The sequence below is a fragment of the Streptomyces sp. MS191 genome (assembly GCF_008042125.1).
Lineage (GTDB): Bacteria > Actinomycetota > Actinomycetes > Streptomycetales > Streptomycetaceae > Streptomyces.
Genome location: NZ_RDBI01000048.1, coordinates 13,490 through 32,190, shown reverse-complemented (window position 1 = coordinate 32,190; position 18,701 = coordinate 13,490). Strand labels below are relative to the sequence as shown.

Genomic DNA, 18,701 nt, shown 5'->3' with positions numbered 1-18,701 from the left:
GCCCGGGATGTGCCGGGTCATCACCGCCCCTTGTGAGGATCGTGCATCAGTCTGGAGAACTGGTCGGACGCCTGCTTGACCAGCTCCCCCACCGGCTCGTCCTGGCGAAGGGGCGGCGGGCCCTGTGACCTGTCCATGCGCTGTTCCTCCCGAGGGTCGCTGCGGGAACGTGCCGCCGGTACGCCGACGGCCCGGGCGGCCGTCCCGCCCCGCTGCGGAGGCGGCATGGCCCGGCGGGCCGCGCGACCGGCGTACCGGCCTCTGTCACCGCGCGTACCCGCTGTCGCGCATCGCATGCGACCCCTCCATGGTCCCTCCGATCGTGCGGACGGGCAGGCGGCGATGTCACACGATCCTCACAAGGGGCGGTGATGACCCGGCACATCCCGGGCAGCCGAACGGCATCCGGCTGTCCGACCCATGGAGGCCCCGGTGATCGCTGTCGCCCTGCTCCTGCCGCCCCTCCTCCTCGGGCTCGTCCTCGCGCTCGACCGCTACGAGGACCACATGAGCGCCAGCGCCCGCGCTCCCCGCCACGCGCGCCGTCTGCGCCTCGTGCCCGATCCCCCGCAAGCGCACGCCCAGGAGCCCCCGCTCGATGCGTCGGCGCCGTCGGAGCGTGCGGCCTGAGCGGGTGTCCGGCGGCCGGGCCGGGCACGGCTCCCGGGCGGGGCGCGGTGCGCCTCGGCGGAACGGGTACACCTCCTTCCATGTCCCCCTCCCCCGCACCGGCCGACCGCAGGGCTCCCGTCTGGCCCTGGTACGTCGGCGCCGCCGCGGCGGTGACGGCCACCGCCGTCGCCGGCGGCCGCTTCGTCGACCCAGGCACCACCTGGTACCGCACCCTGCGCAAGCCGTCGTGGCAGCCTCCACCATGGGCCTTCGGCGCGATCTGGACTCCGCTCTACGGCTCCCTCGCCTGGGCCGGGGGCCGCGCGCTCGCCACGACCCGCGGCGGCGACCGCACCCGGCTCCTCGGCAGCCTCGGCACGAACCTCGTGCTGAACGCCGGCTGGAACGCCCTTTTCTTCGGACGCCGCAGCCCACGGGCCGGACTCGCCGGCACCGTCCTGCTCGATCTGAGCAACGCGGAGCTGCTGCTGCGCCTCGCGCGAGCGGATCGCCCGGCCGCCCGCGCCCTGCTCCCGTACGCGACCTGGTGCCTCTTCGCGACGGCCCTCAACGGCTCCCTGGTCCGCCTCAACCCGGGGCCGGGCCGCCGGTACCCGCACCGCGGCCGCTGAGGGCCCGGCGCCGTCCCGCCCGTCGAGCCCCTCGGCCCGCCGGGCGTCGCGGCCGGGCGCCAGCGGGCACGTCAGGTCCGTACGAGGCTCGCGGCACCGAAGGACACGTCGAAGCGGTCGCACCAGATGCTGACGCTCGGGTACGCCTGCCAGTCGACGCCCCGGGGCAGCGGGTAGTTCTGGTCCCCCTTGTTTCCCTTCAGCGCGCCGAGGCTCAGATGGCGGCCGTCGTCGAAGACGTGCCAGCCGGCCCTTCCGGCCCTCACCGGTGCGTCGCTCAGCCATACGCGGACGTCCGGTCCACTGCTCGTGTCGAGGCCTTCGATACGGAGCACGGCGGTGCCGTCGCCGAGGCGCACGATCCGCACCGTCCCCTTCGTCGGGTGCTCGTGGCTGACGAAGGTGCCTCGCGCCTCGGTGACGGGCTCGGCCGCCGGCGTGCCGGCCGACGGTCGGGTCGCGGGCTCGCTCGCGGAGGGAGGCGCCTCGCGCACGGTCTCGTCCGTCCACAACGCCCAAGGCTCGAACCACACGAGCCCGGCGACCAGCAGCAGAGCCGATACGACCGCCCCGCGTAGCCACCACGTCGTGCGCACGCGCCCCACGGCGCACCTCCTCGTCCTCGCCGTCCGCTCCGTGACCACCATCCAACCCGGGCGGTGGCCGGATCGGGAGGGCCGGCCTGATGACGAAATCCTTACGCCGCGGCGTGGGCGCCCCCGCGGCGGGCCGCCGCTCCGTAGCGTCCCGGACATGCGTGTACTCGTCACCGGAGGAGCCGGATTCATCGGCTCGCACATCGTCACGGCGCTCCGGGAGGCCGGCCACGAGCCGGTCGTCCTGGACGCCCTGCTGCCCCGTGCCCACCCCACCGCACCCGAACCGCCGGCCGCGGAGTTCCTGCACGCCGACGTCAGGGACGCGGCGAGCGTCCGCGCGGCTCTGCGCGGGGTCGACGTGGTCTGCCACCAGGCGGCCATGGTCGGCCTCGGCAAGGACTTCGGCGACGCGCCGGATTACGTGGGCTGCAACGACCTGGGCACCGCCGTGCTGCTCGCGGCGATGGCGGAGGCGGGCGTGCGCGGGCTCGTCCTCGCCGGATCGATGGTCGTGTACGGGGAGGGCCGTTACACCTGCCGTCGCCACGGCGCCGTCCGGGCGGGAGCGCGTCGCCCGGAGGACCTGGCGGCCGGCCTCTTCGAGCCCCGCTGCCCGGACTGCGGCGACGCGCTCCATCCCGGCCTGGTGGCCGAGGACGCGCCGGCCGATCCCCGGAACGTGTACGCCGCGACGAAACTCGCCCAGGAGCACCTGGCGGCGGCATGGGCCCGGGGCATGGACGCGACCGCGATCTGTCTGCGGTACCACAACGTCTACGGGCCGGGGATGCCGCGGGACACCCCGTACGCCGGGGTGGCCTCCTTCTTCCGTTCGGCCCTTGCCCGCGGAGAGGCGCCCCGGGTCTTCGAGGACGGGGGGCAGCGGCGGGACTTCGTCCACGTGCGGGACGTCGCGGCGGCGGCCGTCCGCGCGGTGGAGGCGACGGGTGCGGTGCGGGCCGGGGCCCTCAGCACGTACAACACCGGCAGCGGGGAGCCCCGCACCGTGGGCGAGATGGCATCCGCTCTGGCACGGGCGTACGGCGGTCCGGATCCGGTGGTGACGGGAGAGTACCGGTTGGGCGACGTACGGCACGTCACGGCGGACTCGGGCCGGCTCCGCAGGGAGCTGGACTGGCGTCCCGTGGTCGGCTTCGCGGAGGGCATGGCGGAGTTCGCGAGGGCGGGGCAGCGGGCCTCGGCGGCGGTGCGGGGCTGACCAGGCGGGGCCGGACGAAGGACCCCGGGGTCCCCTGCCGGAGGGCGGGTCCCGGGGCCGTCGTCCGGCGCGCCGGCTCACGCCGTCGGCAGGGTCACCTCGAAGCGGCAGCCACCGGGGACGTTGCGCACCCCGGCGCTGCCCGCGTGGGCCTCCACGATGCCGCGGACGATGGCCAGGCCGAGTCCGGCACCGGCGGGCGGGGTGCGTGCCTCGGTGCCGCGCCAACCGGTGTCGAAGACCCGGGGCAGGTCCTCTTCGGGGATGCCGCCGCAGCCGTCCGTGACCGACACGACGACGGCGTCCTCCCTGCGTTCGGCCGAGACCGCCACCGTGCCGTCGGCGGGCGTGTGACGGATCGCGTTGACGAGGAGGTTCGTCAGCACCCGGGTCATCTCCTTGCCATCCACCTCCACGGGGAGCGGCTCCAGCCGCTTCCCCTCCAGCCGCACGCCGTGCTCGCGAGCCAGCGGGTCGGCGCCGCTGAGGGCGTCGCCCACCAGGTCGTACACGCAGATGCGGCTCGGGTTGAGGCTCAGTGTGCCGGCGTGGATGCGGGACAGTTCGAAGAGGTCGGTCACCATGACGGTGAGGCGTTCGACCTCGGTGCGGATCTGCCGGTGGTAGCGGGCGGGGTCGGCGGCAATGCCGTCCTCCAGCGCCTCGGCCATCGCCCGGAGTCCGGCCAGCGGGGTGCGCAGGTCGTGGGAGATCCAGGCGACGAGTTCCCTCCGTGACGCCTCCAGCGCACGCTCGCGGCCGCGGGAGGCGTCGAGTCTGGCGCTGGTGGCGGCCAGTTCGCGGGTGAGCGCGGCGAGTTCCGCGGTGGCGGTGCCGTGGGGCGCGGAGAAGCCTCCGCCGTCACCGAACTCCCGTGCGGCGCGCGCCAGGGCACGGCTGCGGGCCACGACCCAGCGTCCCAGCACGAGCGCGGTTCCCAGGGAGACGAGGGCGGCCATCGCGACGACGACCGTGACCACCCACAGGTCGTGGGCGGACAGGAACATCGCCTGTGCGACGGCCAGCGTCCCGGCGAGCATCGCGGTGACCGTGACGGCGGCGACGACGGTCAGCGACAGGGCGACGGAACGGTGGCGCACGAGACGCAGTACCACGGCACCGGCGACTCCGGCGCACGCCGCACCGGCGAGCGCGAACAGCGCGATGAGCAGGACGTCCTTCACGCAGCGCCCTCCTGGGGGCCGGCCTTCTCGACGGGACGGGCCGTCGTCCCGGAGTCGGCAACGGGCTGGGAACCTGTGGTCTCACCGGTGTCGAAGCGGTAGCCGACGCCCCACACCGTCCGGATGTGCCGGGGCCGCGCCGGGTCGTCCTCGATCTTGGCGCGCAGGCGTCGCACGTGGACGGTGACGGTGGACAGGTCCCCGAAGTCCCACCCCCACACGCGCCGCATCAAGTCCTCCCGCGTGTGCGCTATGTCAGGGTGCGCGAGGAAGTGGGCGAGAAGATCGAACTCCCTCAGTGTGAGGGCGAGTTCCAGCCCACCCCGGGTGGCCCGACGGGTCTCGGTGTCCACCGTCAGGGCGCCGGCACGCAGCGTCGGGCGCGGCGCCGCGCCCGGCGCGGCGTCCCTCGCACGGGTGCGGCGCAGCACGGACGTGACGCGCAGGACGAGTTCCCGGGGGCTGAAGGGCTTGGTGACGTAGTCGTCGGCTCCGACCTCCAGGCCGGTGATCCGGTCCTCCTCGTCGCCTCGCGCGGTGAGCATGATCACGGGCACGAGCCCGGCGGCCCGCAGCCTTCGGCAGACCTCCAGCCCGTCCAGGCCGGGCAGCATGAGGTCGAGGACGACGAGGTCCGGGCGGCGGTCCTCGGACCGTCGCAGTGCCTCGGGTCCGTCCGCCGCCCGGTCGACGGCGAACCCCGCGCCCTGGAGGTATCCGGTGACCACCTCCGCCACCGTCGAATCGTCGTCCACCACCAGGATCCGGGCGGTGCCGCCCGGGATGCTGCTCTCGGTCATGCCGCACAGCGTCGCATCCGGGTGTCCCGGCGGCCACGGCCAGTCGGGCGTACGACGGCCGACGTCCGCGTTTCGTAAGGAGTTCCGAGGGCTCCGCACGTCGACTGCTCCCTACGGTGAGGCGCATGACCCCCATGACCGCCGATGTCGTCCTTCCCTGCCTCGACGAGGCCGAGGCCCTGCCCTGGGTGCTGGCCCGCATCCCGTCCGGCTGGCGGCCGATCGTCGTCGACAACGGCTCCACCGACGGCTCGGCCGCGCTCGCCGCGCGCCTCGGCGCCACCGTCGTGCGTGAGTCGCGACGTGGCTTCGGTGCCGCCTGCCACGCCGGACTGCTCGCCTCCGACGCCGAGTTCGTCTGCTTCTGCGACTGCGACGCCTCGCTCGACCCTCGCCTGCTGCCCGGTCTCCTCGCCGAGGTGAGCGACGGATCCGCCGATCTGGTCCTGGGCCGCCGACGCCCGGCCGCGCGTGGCGCCTGGCCGGCCCACGCCCGGGCCGGCAACGCGGCGCTGTCCCGGCTGCTGCGCCGCCGCACCGGCCTGCGGTTGCGCGATCTCGGCCCGATGCGGGCGGCGCGGCGCGAGGCCCTTCTCGGCCTCGGGCTGACCGACCGCCGCAGCGGCTACCCGCTGCAGATGGTGGTGCGGGCCTCGGACGCCGGCTGGCGGGTGCGGGAGGTCGACGTGCCCTATCTGCCCCGGTCGGGCCGGTCGAAGGTCACCGGCACGTGGCGGGGCACCTGGCAGGCGGTGCGCGACATGCGGCGGGTGCTGGCCGAACCCGCGATCGCGGGTGAGCGCGCGTGACCACGCTGCTCGTCATCGCCAAACAGCCCCTGCCAGGGCGGGTGAAGACCCGGCTCACTCCCCCGTTCACGCCCGGGGAGGCGGCCGCGCTCGCCGAGGCGTCGCTCATCGACACGCTCTCCGTCGCCGCGCGCGTCCCGGCCGCCCGGCACGTCCTGGTGCTCGACGGGGAGCCCGGCGACTGGCTGCCGCCGGGATTCGAGGTGGTGCCGCAGGTCGCGGGCGGTCTCGACGCCCGGCTCGCGGCGGCGTTCGCGGCCTGCTCGGGGCCTGCGCTGCTCATCGGCATGGACACCCCGCAGCTCACGCCCGGGCTCCTCGCGCCCGCGCTGCGCTGGGATCGGCACGACGCCTGGTTCGGGCCGGCGTCGGACGGCGGCTTCTGGGCCCTGGGACTCGCCGTCCCCGATCCCGCACTGCTGCGGGGCGTGCCGATGTCCCGCCCGGACACCGGCAGGGTCCAGTACGAGCGGCTGGACGCGGCGGGGCTGCGGGTGGGTCGGCTTCCCGTCCTGCGCGACGTGGACACCGCCGACGACGCGCGACGGGTGGCCACCGCGGCCCCGGGTGGCCGGTTCGCCGCCGTGCACGCCGCGTTGACGACGGCGATGCCGACGGAGGCGGGCACGTGACCACGACCGCCTGGCGTGCCGACCCGTACGCCGACGCCCTGCGCAGCGGTCAGGGGCCGCTGTTCCTCCGCCGGCGCGACGGCGGGGTCATCCCTCTGGAGGTGGAGCGCTGGTGCGAGACGCCGGACCGTGCCGACCGCTCCGTCCTGGGGCGGTGCCGGGGAACCGTGCTCGACGTCGGGTGCGGCCCAGGCCGGCTGGCCGCCGCGCTGGCTGCGAGGGGCCGGCCGTCCCTGGGCATCGACGTGAGCCCGGAGGCGGTCGCCCGGACCGTGCGGCTCGGCGGCTCGGCCCTGTGCAGGTCGGTCTTCGATCCCCTGCCAGGCGAGGGGCGTTGGGACACGGCCCTGCTGATCGACGGGAACGTGGGGATCGGGGGCGATCCGGCCGCCCTGCTCCGCCGGCTGCGGCGCGTGGTCGCGCGGTCCGGACTGCTCATCGCCGAGTGCGTGCCGGAGCAGGTGGACGAACGGTGCGAGGTGCGGGTCGACAACGGCCGCGGGGCCTTGGGCGAACCGTTTCCCTGGGCGCGCGTCGGCGCCCGCGCCCTGACCGCCCACGCCTCCCGCGCGGGCTGGAACGTGACCGAGCGCTGGACGCTGCACCGGCGCTCCTTCCTGGCCCTCGCCCCGGCGGAGTGAGCGAGCGCCGACGCCGGTCAGTGGTCGGAGTCGGGGCGCTTCCGACGGCGCCGTTCGAGGAGGACGGCGCCGGTGGTCACGGCGACCGCCGCGAGGACGATCACGAGGTTCCGCCCGTACGGCAGCGGCAGCGCCGACGGGTTGGGAGGTGCTCCCGGGCGCAGCAGCAGCGGCAGCGTCACCAGCAGCACGCTTCCCGCGACGATCGCGGCGCCGCGGAGCAGGCCGCGATCACGGCGCCCGACGAGCAGCAGTCCGACGACGAGGACCAGCGGGGCGAGGATCGCGTCGTGCAGGACGACCGCCCCGGCCAGCCACACCCATACCTCCGCCGGGGCGGGCTGGACCGCGATCCGCCACGCGCCGATACCGATCATGACCAGCCCGAGGCCGCCGGTCGCCCATCGAAGCGGGCTCACCGTGCTCACAGCACCTCCAGGCGGTGGACCCACTTGGTCTGCAGGACCCCGGGCCGGTCGGGGGCGATGATCCGTGCCGGAAAGCCGTGATCGAGGGAGAGCGGCTGCCCGTCCAGGGTGAGCGCGAGGAGCGTGAGCGGATCGTCGGCGTACTCCGCTCCCATCTCCATGACCCGGTACGCGCCGACGACCTCCAGCGACGTCACCCGCAGGGCGGCGGCGCCGGGCCGGCCGCCGGCCCGCTCGACGAGATCGCGGATCGGGACACCGCTCCAATCGGCGTCGACGCTCCAGCCCTCGACGCAGGCGACCGGAAGCCGCGCCCGCGTCCGGGGCAGCGCCCGCAGCGCGGCGAGCGTGAGCGTGTACGGGCGGGGGCCGACGACCTCGAGCCGCCACTCGCCCAGGCCATGTGCCGAGACGCCGGCCGCGGCGGCGGTCCGGTTCACCGGCAGCCCCTGCGGGCCGTGGTCGGGGTGCCGCGGTGCGAGCAGGTCGAGAGCCTTCAGCGGGGTCAGGGCCTGACCGACCGTCGTCACGGTCACGACGCCGACCGCCGCGCCCACTCCCAGCAGCAGTGAGCGCCGGTCGGCGGTCTCCTCGGCCGGCGCACCGAGGGTCCCGGCCGCATCGCGGCTCCAATGGGCCCTGATCTCGGGTGCCTTGACGGCGACGTGCAGCAGGATCGAGCCGGCCGCGATCCAGGCGACGGCGAAGTGCGCGGGAACGAACGAGAACGCCCACGGGTACCACTCGACGATGTTGAGCAGCCCGGTGAACACCTGGAAGACGGCCGCGGCGACGAGGACCGCGACGGAGAGGCGTTCCAGAGCGTGGCGGGCGGAGCGGACCGGAGGCCAGGTGAACAGCCGGGGGTACACCGTCCACAGCTTGGCCAGGAGGAGCACGATCGCCGCGAGCCCGGTGGCGATGTGCAGCCCCTGGGTGAGCCGGTAGCCCCACACCGGCCGGGTGGGCAGGTCGTCGGCGAGCCAGGACGGGGGGTGCTGGAGGTAGTGGCTGACGAGGCCGGTGACGAAGCAGACGGCGAACGCCGCGCCGAGCCATCGGCCCAAGGCCGTCGCCGTGCGCGCGTCGTGCAGGGGTCCGGTGAATGCGGGCGGCCGGTGCGGGGGCAGCGCGAATCGCGGTCCACGTGTACGGGAGGTCATGGCGTCCATGACACCGCCCCGCAGGCCGGGGCGGACGGTTCGACACCTTACGAAACCCGAACGCTCCGACGGGTCGCCCGTCGCGGCACGGCGGCCGCTGCCAGGCTGCGCGCATGACTCGCGCCCGTCCCGCCGCCGTGGTTCCGCCCGTCCTGCTGCTCGCGGCCCTGACCGGAGTCGTCGCGGCGCTGCTCCACGGGGGCGCGCGCGGACCCGGCTTCCTGGCGGGGTACACGGCCGCGTGGCTGCTCTTCGCCACGGCCGTCGTGTGTCTGCGCCGGGTCCCCGCGCGTGCGGTCGTCCCGCTGGTGCTGGCAGGCGCGGTCGCGGTCACGGCGTCCGGACTGGTGGCGGCGCCGCGCACGAGCACGGACTCCTACCGTTACGCGTGGGACGGCAGGGTGCAGGCCGCCGGCGTCTCCCCGTACGACCACACGCCTTCCGACCCCGCGCTCGCGGGGCTGCGCGATCCGTGGCTCTTCCCCGGCGCCACGGTGTGCGCCCGGGAGGACCCGGACCTGGCGCCGGTCGCCGGCGGCGGATGCACCCGGATCAACCGGCCGGCGGTGCACACCGTCTACCCGCCGGTGGCGGAGGGGTGGTTCCTGCTGGTGCACACGCTGTCCCCGGCCGCCTCCCGCCACAAGGCGCTCCAGACCGGTGGTGCCCTGCTCTCGCTGGCCGTGACCGGACTCCTGATCGTCGTGCTGCGCCGCCGGGGTCCCACGTGGCGGGCGGCCCTGTGGGCCTGGTGCCCGGCCGTACCGGTCGAGGGCGTCGACAACGCCCATGTCGACGTCCTCGCCGTGCTGTTCGCGGTCGCCGCGCTGGCCGTGGTGGCGCAGCGGAGGGTGGCGGGCGGGGTCCTCCTGGGGTTCGCCGTCGCGGCGAAGCTGCTGCCCGCCCTGCTGGTTCCCGGCGCTCTCACCGGTGTGCGAAAGCCGCGCACCGCCCTGGCGGTCCTGGCACCGGCGGCGGCGACGGTCGTCGCGCTGTACCTGCCGTACGTCCTCCTGTCGGAAGGCTCCGTCCTGGGCTACCTCGGCGGATACGCGCGGGAGGAGGGGTACGACGACGCCTCGGCCGGCGGCAGGTACGCGCTGTTGCGGCTCGTGCTGCCGGACGCCTGGGCGCTCGTGGCGTCGGCGGCGGCACTGGCCGCGCTCGCGTTGGCGATCTGGTGGCGAGGCGATCCCGGACGCCCGTGGAGCGGCGCGCTGGTGACACTCGGGGTCGCGTTCCTCCTGCTGACCCCCGGCTACTCCTGGTACGCCCTCCTGCTCGTCGCCCTGGTGGCGCTGGACGGCCGGTGGGAGTGGCTGGCCGTAGCCCTCGCCGGCGCGGTGGCGTACCTCGTGCCCGATGCGACGACGGCCGGGTACGGCGTCGCGGCGGCCGCCGTGTGCGGTGGCTGGTGGGGCCGCGGCCGCGCCGCGCGCCGGCCCGCAGCCCCCTGGCGCGCCCCGGCCGGGCATGAGATCGTCCGCGGGTGACTTCTGCCGGGGGGAGGGCGCGTGACGTCTGACGCGGGTGGGGCGACGGCCCACGGAAGACCGGACGACGGCCTCGCGTCCGTGCTGCGATTCGCCACGGAGCTCGTCGCCTGGGTGGCCACTCCGTGGGCGCTGGCCGGCCACTCCTGGGTGCTCGCCGTGCTGTCCGTGGTGGTCCTGATCGGACTGCCGACGCTCTTCTCCACACCCGGCGACAAGAACAGCGTGATCGTCGCGGTACCGGGGTGGGTCACGGTCCTGCTCGTCCTGCTCCAGCTCGCCGCGGCCGTGGTCTCCGCCTGGTTCGCCTGGCCCGCGTGGGCGGCCGTCCTCGTCACCCTGCTGGCCGCCGCCACGCTCGTCACGGAGCGGCCGCGCCGACGGTGGCTGCTCACGGGGCGCCGGCTCGGTTAGCGTCGTAGCAGGGAGACCCGGCGACGCCGGGTCCGGAAGAAGGAGAACCATGCCGCTCGAAGGTGAGTACGAGCCCAGTCCGTCGACGTGGGTACGGAACCAGGTCGAGCTCTACGAGTCGTCCGGTGGCACGAAGGGCACGACGATGCGGGGTCTTCCCGTCGTCCTCGTGACCAACCTCGGCGCGAAGAGCGGCAAGATCCGCAAGACGCCGCTCATGCGGGTGGAGCACGAGGGTGCCTACGCCCTCGTCGCGTCCAACGGCGGCGCGGTGAAGCATCCCGTCTGGTACCACAACCTGGTCGCGCACCCGCAGGTCGAGCTGCGGGACGGTCCGCAGGTGTGGGACATGAAGGCCCGGATCGTCAGCGGCGCGGAGCGGCAGGCGTGGTGGGAGCGGGCGGTGGCCGCGTTCCCCGACTACGCCGACTACCAGCGCAAGACCGACCGCGAGATCCCCGTCTTCGTCGTCGAGCGCACCCAGTAGGCACCGCCGGGGAGGCGCGAACGGGCCGCGGCGAAGGGCCGCGGCGGGGCGGGGCCGGCCACCGGGCGGGAAGGGCCCGGCGCGCGTGCCCTTCCCGCTTCGTCCGTGCCTCGCGTCACTCGATCGCGAGCGGGGCCTCCGGGGCCAGGGCGGCCGCGATCCGGGTGGCGACCACCTCGGCCGTGTTGCCGTCGGGGGTGTCCGCGGTCTTGGTGGTGGAGACCGCGATGGCCAGCCGCTTGGCCGGCAGGTAGGCCTGGATGGCCGCGTACCCCGAGAAGGACGGGTTCTGGAGCACCCAGCCGTTCACCACGATCACGCCCACGCCGAAGTGCTTCGCCTCGGTCTGCTTCAGGCAGATCGAGGCGGGGCAGGTCGCGGACGCGCCGCCGAGACCGACCGTGCCCGGATTCACCAGGGTGCGGTACGCGCGGGGCGACAGGAGTTCACCGCTGCCGATGCCCTCCACCGAGCGGGCCAGGTCGCAGACGTGGGTGGTGATGACCGCGCCGGGCGCGGTGGTCCAGGACGGGTTCCAGAACGTGGACTCCTCGTAGAGACCGCGGTCGGAGGTGAAGGCGTGCAGGACGGGACCCGGGATGTCGGGGGTGAAGTTGTTCTGGGTGTCGCGCAGACCGAGGGGGCCCGTCACTCGCTGCTTCACCAGCTCGTCGATCCGGGTACCGGTGATCTTCTGCAACGCCTCGACCAGCAGGAGGTAGTTGGCGTGCGAGTAGCTCCAGCTCGTGCCCGGCGGGTACCAGAACGAGTGGCTGAAGGGGAAGGCGAGCAGCTCCCGGGGCGTCCACTGGCGGAACGGATGCGGCCCCAGCTCGGCGCCGAAGGCCGGGTCGGTGACGTAGTCGTGCAGGCCGGTGGTGTTGGTGGCCAGCATGCGCAGGGTGATCTTGCCGGCGTTCGGCAGGTCGGGCAGCCAGCGCTCGACGGTGTCGTCGAGGCGCACCTTCCGCTCGTCGACGAGTTGCAGGAGGGTCGTGCCGATGTGCGCGAAGGCGACGGATCCGGCGCGGAAGTGCATGTCCGGCTCGGCCGGGACGCCGGTCATGGACTCGCCGAGGGCGTCGGTGACGACCTCGCGTCCGTCGATCGTGACCCGCAGCTCCACGGCCTTCAGCCGGAGTTCGTCCTTCGCCTTGCGGGTGATGCCGAGGATCTGGCGGCCCTGCGCTCCGAGGGGGCGCTGGGTCCGCACGCAGTCGCGTCCGCCGTGGTTGCCGGGGCCCGCGGGGGACGCGGGTCCGGCGGCGGTGGCGGGGACCGTGACGGCGAGGAGTGCGGCGCACAGCAGGGCCGTGCTGACGGCTCGCGCCCGCGTGCGCACGCGGGTGGTGTGGGGGGTGCGTGTCATGCCCGAACTATGTCCGCAGGCGCCCGGCCGTCGCGCCGAACACTCCGGGAGTGGCCGCCGACCCCGCCCATGTGGTGCACAACGACGGGGACGCCGCAGGGCGCCCGCWGCCGGAGCGGGCGTCCTGGGCGGGGACGGGACTCTCCGGACACGGTCTGGGGGCGTCCTGCCGATCTTGCCGGGCTTCCGGCGTGATCGACAGGACACCGCCTAGCGGCGGCTGCGGACGAGCAGGTGCAGGAAGTACGGCGTGCCGATCACCGCGGTCATGAGGCCGGCTCCGAGCTGGGCCGGGGCGATGACGGTGCGGCCCACCAGATCGGCGGTGCACACCAGCGTGGCGCCGAGCAGCACCGCGACCGGCACCACCCGGGCGTGCTGCCGGCCGACGAGCGCGCGGGCCGCGTGCGGTGCCACGAGACCGACGAAGCCGATCGTGCCCGCGGCGGCCACGGCGGTCGCGCTGAGCACGACGCTCAGCACGAGGAAGCCCAGCCGGCCGCGCCCCAGGCTGAGCCCCAGGAGCCGCGGGGTGTCCTCGTCGAGCGACACCAGGTCGAGCTCGGTGCGCCGGATGCCCGCGGCGGCCAGGCCGACGAGGAGCACGAGCGCGAGGGGCACCACGTCCGGCAGGGTCCGTCCGTAGGTGGAGCCGGACAGCCAGGTGAGGGCCTTGGTCGCGTTGAACGGGTCGGTGAGGATGATCAGCATGCTGATCAGCGCCGCCGCTCCGGTGGCCACGCCGAAGCCGACGAGGACGAGCCGGTTCTGCCGGAATCCGCCGCGTGCGGCGAGGCCGAAGACGAGGACCGAGCTGACCGCGGCGCCGGCGAACGCCGCTCCGGCCACGCCCCACGACCCGGCGAGCGGGACGGTGGTCACGAGCAGGACGGCGCCCAGGGCCGCGCCGCCGGAGACGCCGAGGACGGCGGGTTCGGCGAGCGGGTTGCGGGTCACGGCCTGGACGAGGGTGCCCGCCAGGGCGAGCGCCGCTCCGGCGAGGAGCGCGGCGAGGACGCGGGGGACGCGGGTGTCGAGCACGAAGGTGACGGTCCGTCCGGCCCGGCCCTGGAGCCAGTTCAGCACGTCGCCCAGCAGCAGTTTGCTGTCGCCCAGGAGCACGGAGGCGATCGCCACCCCGAGGACGGCCGCCACCAGCACGGCGGTCACGGCGAGGAAGCGGCCGCGGGTCCTGATCCGCAGCCGGTCGGCCTCCGCCGCGCCGGCGGAGTCCCGGACGCGTGTGGCCATGACGATCAGGAACACGGCGCCGACGAGGCTGGTGACGACGCCGGTCGGCACGGCGACCGCCGTGTCGGCGGGCACGACCGCACGCAGCAGCACGTCCGAGCCGAGGACCAGGGCCGCGCCGGCCAGGCCGGCGGCCGGCAGTCCGGCGCGCGTCCGGGCGAACGCGCGGACCCGGCGGGCCAGGGGCCGCACGAGCGCGGGGGCGCACAGTCCGACGAAGCCGATCGGTCCCGCGAGGGTGACGGCCGCGGCCGACATCAGCGACGCCAGCACGACGACCGTGACGCGGGTGGCGCGGACGGGGACGCCGAGGCCGCGGGCGGCGTCGTCGCCGAGGGCCAGGGCGTCGATCCGCCGGGTGAGGAGCAGGAGCCCGAGGAGCCCGGCGAGCCCGATCGGCGCCATCTGCAGGACGCCGTCGAAGCCGTTCTGCGCGATGCTCCCCTGGTTCCACTGGTAGAGGCCCTCGGTCTCCCGGGGGAACAGCAGCAGCATTCCCTCGGTGACGGCGGTGAGGCCGAGGGTGAGGGCGCTGCCGGCGAGGACGAGGCGGACGGTGCCGGTGCCGAGGCCGGACAGGCCGAGTACGACGGCGGCCGCCGCGAGTCCGCCGGCGAACGCGACGCCGGAGGAGGCGTACAGCGGCAGGGAGACGCCGGTGACGGCGACCAGGCCGAGTGCCAGATAGGAACCGGCGTTCACCGCGAGGGTGTCGGGTGAGGCCAGCACGTTGCGGCTGACGGCCTGCAGGGCGGCGCCGGCCATGCCGAGCACGGCGCCGACGAGGAGGCCCGCGGTCATGCGGGGCAGCCGGGAGGCGACGACGACGGAGGCGTCGGCAGGGTCGGCCCCTCCGGTGAGGGCCTTCCACACCTCCGGGGCGCCGACGGCCGCGGTGCCCTGGGTGATGTCCACGACCGCGAGGGCCGTGACGAGCAGGATCAGACCGGCCGTCACCGCGGCCGCGCCCGTCCGGGACGTGGCCGTCGACGGACGGGTGGCGGGGGTGGTCGCGGTGACGGTCATGGGCCCTTACTTCGTGAGCGCGGCGACGGCGGAGTCGACGTACTTGCCCATCGACTCGGGGCCGCCGAACATCCAGATGCCGTCGGGCAGGCGGTGGACGTCGCCCTTCTTGACGAACGGCAGCGACGTCCAGACCTTGTCCTTGGCGAGGACGCCGGCGAACGGGGTGCTGTTCTTGTCGCCGTCGCTGCCGATGTAGGCGAACTGCACGTCGGCGCCGAGCTTGGTGAGGCCCTCGACGTCGGTGGCGGCCAGGCCGTAGCTCTCGTCGCCCTTGACCGTCCAGGCGTTCTTCAGGCCGAGCTTCTCGTTGACCGCGCCGATCAGCGAGCCGCTGGTGTAGGGCCGGATCGAGACCTGGTTGGAGACGACGTAGCCGTCGGCGAAGGCGTAGTTCGCACCGGCGAGGCCGGCGGCGGCCAGGGCCTTCCTTCCCTCGTCCAGCTTCGCCTGGAACTGCCGCTTGAGCTGCGCGGACTTCTCCGTCGTGCCGGTGGCCCGCGCGATGAGGTCGAGGTTCTTCGTCATCTGCCCGATCGGGTCGGAGGCGTCGGCGGGGCGCACCTCCAGGACCGGGGCGATCTTGCGGAGCTGCTTGACGGCGGCCGGCGGCAGGTCGCTGGTGGCGACGATGAGGTCCGGGGCGAGCTGGGCGACGGTGTCCATGCTCGGCTCGCCGCGCGTGCCGATGTCCTTGGGGTCGTTCTTGAGCGGGACCGCGGTGTCCCAGGTCTTGTAGCCCTTGACGTCGGCGACGCCGACGGGGTCGACGCCGAGCGAGACGAGGCTCTCGACGACGTTCCACTCCGTGCCGACGACCTTCTTCGCGGGACCGTCGAGCTCGACCTTGGTGCCGGAGGCGTCGGTGAGCGTGATGCGCTCGGTGGGCTTCTTCGCGTCGTCGGCGGCGGGCTCGGTCGTCCCGCAGGCGGTCAGGGTGAGCGCCGCGGCGGTGGCGGCGGCTGCGGTGAGAAGGAGGCGTCTCATGGGGTGGGACTGAGCCTTTCGTTTCGCGTGTGGTGGCGGCCGATGGCGCGGGTGCGCAGCCGGCCGGTGAGGGGGTCGGTGTCGACTTCGATGCGGATGCCGTACGTGTCGGTCAGCCGCGGGGCGGTGAGGACGTCCTCGGGGAGGCCGTGCGCGACGATCCGTCCCGCGTGGAGCAGGGCGATCCGGTCGGCGACGGCCGCGGCCTGGTCGAGGTCGTGCAGGACGGCGCCCACGGCGATGCCGTGGTCGTCCGCCAGGTCGCGTACCAGGTCGAGGAGTTCGACCTGGTAGCGCAGGTCCAGGTAGGTCGTGGGCTCGTCGAGGAGCAGGACGCCGGTCTCCTGTGCGAGGCAGCCGGCCAGCCAGACGCGCTGGAGCTGTCCTCCGGAGAGGTGCTCGGCACCGCGGTGGGCGAGTTCGGTGACGCCCGTCATGGCCAGCGCCCGGTCCACCGCGGCCCGGCCGTCGGGGTCGGCCTTGCCCCAGCGTCCCCGGTAGGGGTAGCGGCCGAACTCGACGAGGTCGCGCACCGTCAGTCCGCCGGGGGTGGGGCGGCCCTGCGTGAGCAGGGCGACGCGGCGGGCGAAGTCGCGGGTGCCCAGGGCGAGTCCGTCGGTGTCCCCGTCGAGGAGAAGGGTGGCGGTCCTGGGCTGCTGGAGCCGGGCGATCGTCCGCAGGAGGGTCGATTTTCCGCTGCCGTTGGGTCCGACGAGGACGGTCACCTCGCCGGGCCGCAGCGTCAGCTCGGCATCGTGGACGACGTCGACGCCTTCGTACGCCACGGTGACACCCGTGGCCGACAGTTGATGACCACGGGGGCGTCCGGCCGCGGAGGTCTCTTCACCAGCAAGCACGATGAAAGGTTAGCCTATCCTTACTAGATCTTGAAAGGGGTCCGATCGGTCGACGGCAAGGGAGAATCCGGCCAAGGTCGCGACGGTCGTGACGCCCCTTCACCAGTCCCTCCGTGAACCGGAGTGAACCGGAGCGGACCGGCCGACGGCGTCCACCCGGGTCGGCGCCGGCGCGTGGGCCGACGCCGTGCCGTCGCAGGCGCCTGCGGACGTGCCGTGGTGTCATACGGAGGTCAGATCCAGCGGGGGACTCGAGCGGACCGGGCGGACCACGTGGACGGACCCCAGGAACCCCGGGAGCCCCGTGCGGCGGCCGGCGCCGCGGCGGAGGTCCCCCGGGAGCGCCACGCAGGGTGGCTGGAGCTGTTCTTCGACCTCGTCTTCGTGGCTCTGGCCGCCCAGCTCTCCCATCAGCTCCACGGCGACCCGGACCTCGCCGACTTCGCCCTGTTCCTGGCGCTGTACTTCCCGCCGTGGTGGATGTGGGTCAACCTCACGGTCTCGGCGAACCTCTTCGCCGAGGACACGGCCCGGCGCCGGCTGCTCATGCTGTTCGCGATGCTGTGCCTGGCGGTGATGGCGGCGGCCGTCCCCGAGGCGACCGGTGACCGGAGCGCGGCCTACGCCCTCGGCTACGCCGGAACCCGTCTCGTGCTGCTCGGACTGTGGTGGCCCGCGACGCGATTCCCCGATCCCCTGCGCGTGCCGCGCTGGCGCCCCCTGAGCTACTGCCTGGGCTCCGGCGTCCTGTGGGCGGTGTCCGCGGCGGTGCCCTCGCCGTGGCGGTACTGGATGTGGGCGGCGCTGATCGTCGCCGAGATGGTGCTGCTCCTGACCGCCCGGGGCCGCGGCATCCCCGGGCAGATCGACACCGGCCATCTGGTGGAGCGGGTCGGCCTCTTCGTCATCATCGTGCTGGGCGAGTCGGTCATCGCCCTGGTGACCTCGTTCGACCACCACTGGACGGGGCAGGCCACGGTCGTCGCCCTGCTGGGCTTCGTCCTGCTCGCGGCGCTGTGGTGGTCGTACTTCGACTTCGCCGCCACCTCCGCCGAACTGGTCTTCGGCTCCGTGAAGGGCCGCGAGCTGTACCTGCTGGCCCGGGACGTGGGCGGCTTCCTGCACTTCTTCGTCACCGCGGCCGTGCTGTGCATGGCCGGCGGACTGGCGACGGCGGTGGACGAGGCCGGGCACCCCCACCTTCCGCGCGGCGCCGTCTGGGCTCTGGCCGGGGGTCTGGCCCTCTACCACGCGGCCCATGCCACGATCGCCCTCCGGTTCCGCCGCCCACTGCGGCGGGTGGCCGTGTGGGCGGTACCCGGCATCGCGATCCCCGTGCTCGTGGCACTCGGGGCGGATCACCTGGCCCCGTGGCTGGTGGTCCTGCTGATCGCCGGCGAGGCGGTCGGGCACCTGCTGTACGCCCGCGCCCTGCTCCGCCGCCGCAACGCCCCGCAGCCCGGCCGGGCGTGACCCGCCCGGAGCGGGAGGCGCCCGCGGCGGGCGAGGGCCGCCGTCCGGCCTTCGCGGCGGGCGCCGGACACGCGGCGGGCGGACGCGCTGCATCCGGATGCGGTACCCCGGGCGAACCAAGGGCGAGGACGACCGAGAGAGGCTCCATGTCGCATGACGCCCGTCCCGCCCCCGACGGGGCGGGATCCGCAGGGGTTCCGCTGGTCTGGAGGGTCGCGCCCGACGGTGGCCGGCCCTCGGGGCGGTCCTGCGTCCACGCCGGCACCGTGCCCCTGCCGCCGATCGGCGAGGGGCCTCGGGCCTGCCGGGAGTGCGTCGAGCGGGGCTGGGACTGGGTACGGCTCCGGTGGTGCGCGTCCTGCGGCCACGTCGGCTGCTGCGACAGCTCCCGCGGCGGTCACGCGTACGCGCACCACGCCGCGACCGAGCATCCCGTGGTGGTCTCCCTCGCCCGCGACGAGGACTGGGCCTGGTGCTTCCCCGACGAACTCTTCCTGGTGCGGGCCTCGGAACCGGAGACGCCGGCCGCCGAGCACGGAGCCGAAGGCGGACCGGCCGCGGGCCACGCGGGGTGAACGGCCCGGGATCCCCGCCGGGCGCCGGCCGGGGGCCGCAGCCCTCGCCC

General features: G+C 74.6%; 20 protein-coding genes. 11 read left to right on the top strand and 9 right to left on the bottom strand.

Translation table 11 applies throughout. From position 1 onward, the window contains the following. Positions 1-432 precede the first annotated feature (432 nt). Together EAO71_RS22150 and EAO71_RS22145 are read left to right on the top strand one after the other, a co-directional pair. Positions 433-630: a hypothetical protein gene (locus EAO71_RS22150; RefSeq protein ID WP_147979573.1), complete on the top strand. Its 198-nt coding sequence runs from the start codon at positions 433-435 to the stop codon at positions 628-630. An 80-nt stretch (positions 631-710) separates the two neighbouring features. Next, complete coding sequence (locus tag EAO71_RS22145; protein WP_147979572.1) at positions 711-1,244, top strand: TspO/MBR family protein; 534 nt, start codon at positions 711-713, stop codon at positions 1,242-1,244. A gap of 71 nt (positions 1,245-1,315) precedes the next feature. Here the strand turns inward: EAO71_RS22145 and EAO71_RS22140 are convergent, their stop codons facing one another. After that, positions 1,316-1,849, bottom strand: a complete 534-nt coding sequence (locus EAO71_RS22140; RefSeq protein WP_410093997.1) for a DM13 domain-containing protein — start codon at positions 1,847-1,849, stop codon at positions 1,316-1,318. A gap of 148 nt (positions 1,850-1,997) precedes the next feature. Between EAO71_RS22140 and EAO71_RS22135 the strand changes: the two genes are divergently transcribed. Further along, the gene (locus EAO71_RS22135; RefSeq protein WP_147979570.1) at positions 1,998-3,062 is read left to right on the top strand and encodes an NAD-dependent epimerase/dehydratase family protein; all 1,065 of its coding nucleotides are present in this window, start codon (positions 1,998-2,000) and stop codon (positions 3,060-3,062) included. A 77-nt stretch (positions 3,063-3,139) separates the two neighbouring features. On the opposite strand, the gene EAO71_RS22130 is transcribed toward EAO71_RS22135, so the two are convergent. Both EAO71_RS22130 and EAO71_RS22125 read right to left on the bottom strand, forming a co-directional pair. Further along, positions 3,140-4,246: a sensor histidine kinase gene (locus tag EAO71_RS22130; RefSeq protein WP_147979569.1), complete on the bottom strand. Its 1,107-nt coding sequence runs from the start codon at positions 4,244-4,246 to the stop codon at positions 3,140-3,142. After that, positions 4,243-5,046, bottom strand: coding sequence for a response regulator transcription factor (locus tag EAO71_RS22125; protein ID WP_147979568.1), 804 nt, complete (start codon positions 5,044-5,046; stop codon positions 4,243-4,245). The genes EAO71_RS22130 and EAO71_RS22125 overlap by 4 nt, the downstream gene beginning before the upstream one ends. A gap of 125 nt (positions 5,047-5,171) precedes the next feature. Between EAO71_RS22125 and EAO71_RS22120 the strand changes: the two genes are divergently transcribed. The 3 genes from EAO71_RS22120 to EAO71_RS22110 are packed head-to-tail and all read left to right on the top strand — an operon-like array spanning position 5,172 to position 7,128. After that, positions 5,172-5,855 (top strand): glycosyltransferase family 2 protein, encoded by a 684-nt coding sequence (locus tag EAO71_RS22120; RefSeq protein WP_147979567.1) that lies wholly within the window; start codon positions 5,172-5,174, stop codon positions 5,853-5,855. Continuing rightward, entirely contained in the window at positions 5,852-6,487 is a 636-nt protein-coding gene (locus tag EAO71_RS39050) for a TIGR04282 family arsenosugar biosynthesis glycosyltransferase (RefSeq protein ID WP_147979566.1), read from the top strand. The genes EAO71_RS22120 and EAO71_RS39050 overlap by 4 nt, the downstream gene beginning before the upstream one ends. Next, positions 6,484-7,128: a methyltransferase domain-containing protein gene (locus EAO71_RS22110; RefSeq protein ID WP_261992280.1), complete on the top strand. Its 645-nt coding sequence runs from the start codon at positions 6,484-6,486 to the stop codon at positions 7,126-7,128. Before EAO71_RS39050 ends, EAO71_RS22110 begins: the two co-directional genes overlap by 4 nt. A gap of 17 nt (positions 7,129-7,145) precedes the next feature. Here the strand turns inward: EAO71_RS22110 and EAO71_RS22105 are convergent, their stop codons facing one another. After that, entirely contained in the window at positions 7,146-7,547 is a 402-nt protein-coding gene (locus tag EAO71_RS22105) for a hypothetical protein (RefSeq protein ID WP_261992279.1), read from the bottom strand. Between the two features lie 5 nt (positions 7,548-7,552). Then, the gene (locus EAO71_RS22100) at positions 7,553-8,719 is read right to left on the bottom strand and encodes a molybdopterin-dependent oxidoreductase (RefSeq protein WP_147979565.1); all 1,167 of its coding nucleotides are present in this window, start codon (positions 8,717-8,719) and stop codon (positions 7,553-7,555) included. 113 nt (positions 8,720-8,832) lie between these two features. On the opposite strand from EAO71_RS22100, the gene EAO71_RS22095 reads away from it, so the two are divergent. Genes EAO71_RS22095 through EAO71_RS22085 form a run of 3 tightly spaced genes read left to right on the top strand, consistent with a single transcriptional unit; the run spans position 8,833 to position 11,113 of the window. Next, positions 8,833-10,212, top strand: a complete 1,380-nt coding sequence (locus tag EAO71_RS22095; protein WP_147979564.1) for a glycosyltransferase 87 family protein — start codon at positions 8,833-8,835, stop codon at positions 10,210-10,212. 21 nt (positions 10,213-10,233) lie between these two features. Next, positions 10,234-10,626, top strand: coding sequence for a hypothetical protein (locus EAO71_RS22090; protein ID WP_261992278.1), 393 nt, complete (start codon positions 10,234-10,236; stop codon positions 10,624-10,626). Positions 10,627-10,675: 49 nt separating this feature from the next. Then, the gene (locus EAO71_RS22085; protein ID WP_147979563.1) at positions 10,676-11,113 is read left to right on the top strand and encodes a nitroreductase family deazaflavin-dependent oxidoreductase; all 438 of its coding nucleotides are present in this window, start codon (positions 10,676-10,678) and stop codon (positions 11,111-11,113) included. 115 nt (positions 11,114-11,228) lie between these two features. Here EAO71_RS22085 and EAO71_RS22080 read toward each other — a convergent pair whose 3' ends face one another. The 4 genes from EAO71_RS22080 to EAO71_RS22065 all read right to left on the bottom strand — a co-directional run bounded on the left by EAO71_RS22080 (position 11,229) and on the right by EAO71_RS22065 (position 16,603). Next, positions 11,229-12,482, bottom strand: coding sequence for a serine hydrolase domain-containing protein (locus tag EAO71_RS22080; RefSeq protein ID WP_147979562.1), 1,254 nt, complete (start codon positions 12,480-12,482; stop codon positions 11,229-11,231). A gap of 210 nt (positions 12,483-12,692) precedes the next feature. Further along, positions 12,693-14,759 carry an iron ABC transporter permease gene (locus EAO71_RS22075; protein WP_147979561.1) on the bottom strand — a complete coding sequence of 689 codons (2,067 nt, stop codon included), beginning with the start codon at positions 14,757-14,759 and terminating at the stop codon, positions 12,693-12,695. Between the two features lie 6 nt (positions 14,760-14,765). Then, entirely contained in the window at positions 14,766-15,746 is a 981-nt protein-coding gene (locus EAO71_RS22070) for an iron-siderophore ABC transporter substrate-binding protein (RefSeq protein WP_147979560.1), read from the bottom strand. Then, positions 15,743-16,603, bottom strand: a complete 861-nt coding sequence (locus tag EAO71_RS22065) for an ABC transporter ATP-binding protein (protein WP_147979559.1) — start codon at positions 16,601-16,603, stop codon at positions 15,743-15,745. The genes EAO71_RS22070 and EAO71_RS22065 overlap by 4 nt, the downstream gene beginning before the upstream one ends. Before the next feature lie 273 nt (positions 16,604-16,876). Between EAO71_RS22065 and EAO71_RS22060 the strand changes: the two genes are divergently transcribed. Both EAO71_RS22060 and EAO71_RS22055 read left to right on the top strand, forming a co-directional pair. Next, positions 16,877-18,076, top strand: a complete 1,200-nt coding sequence (locus EAO71_RS22060; RefSeq protein WP_187282782.1) for a low temperature requirement protein A — start codon at positions 16,877-16,879, stop codon at positions 18,074-18,076. A gap of 146 nt (positions 18,077-18,222) precedes the next feature. Then, positions 18,223-18,651, top strand: a complete 429-nt coding sequence (locus EAO71_RS22055; protein ID WP_147979557.1) for a UBP-type zinc finger domain-containing protein — start codon at positions 18,223-18,225, stop codon at positions 18,649-18,651. The last annotated feature ends 50 nt before the right edge of the window (positions 18,652-18,701 follow it).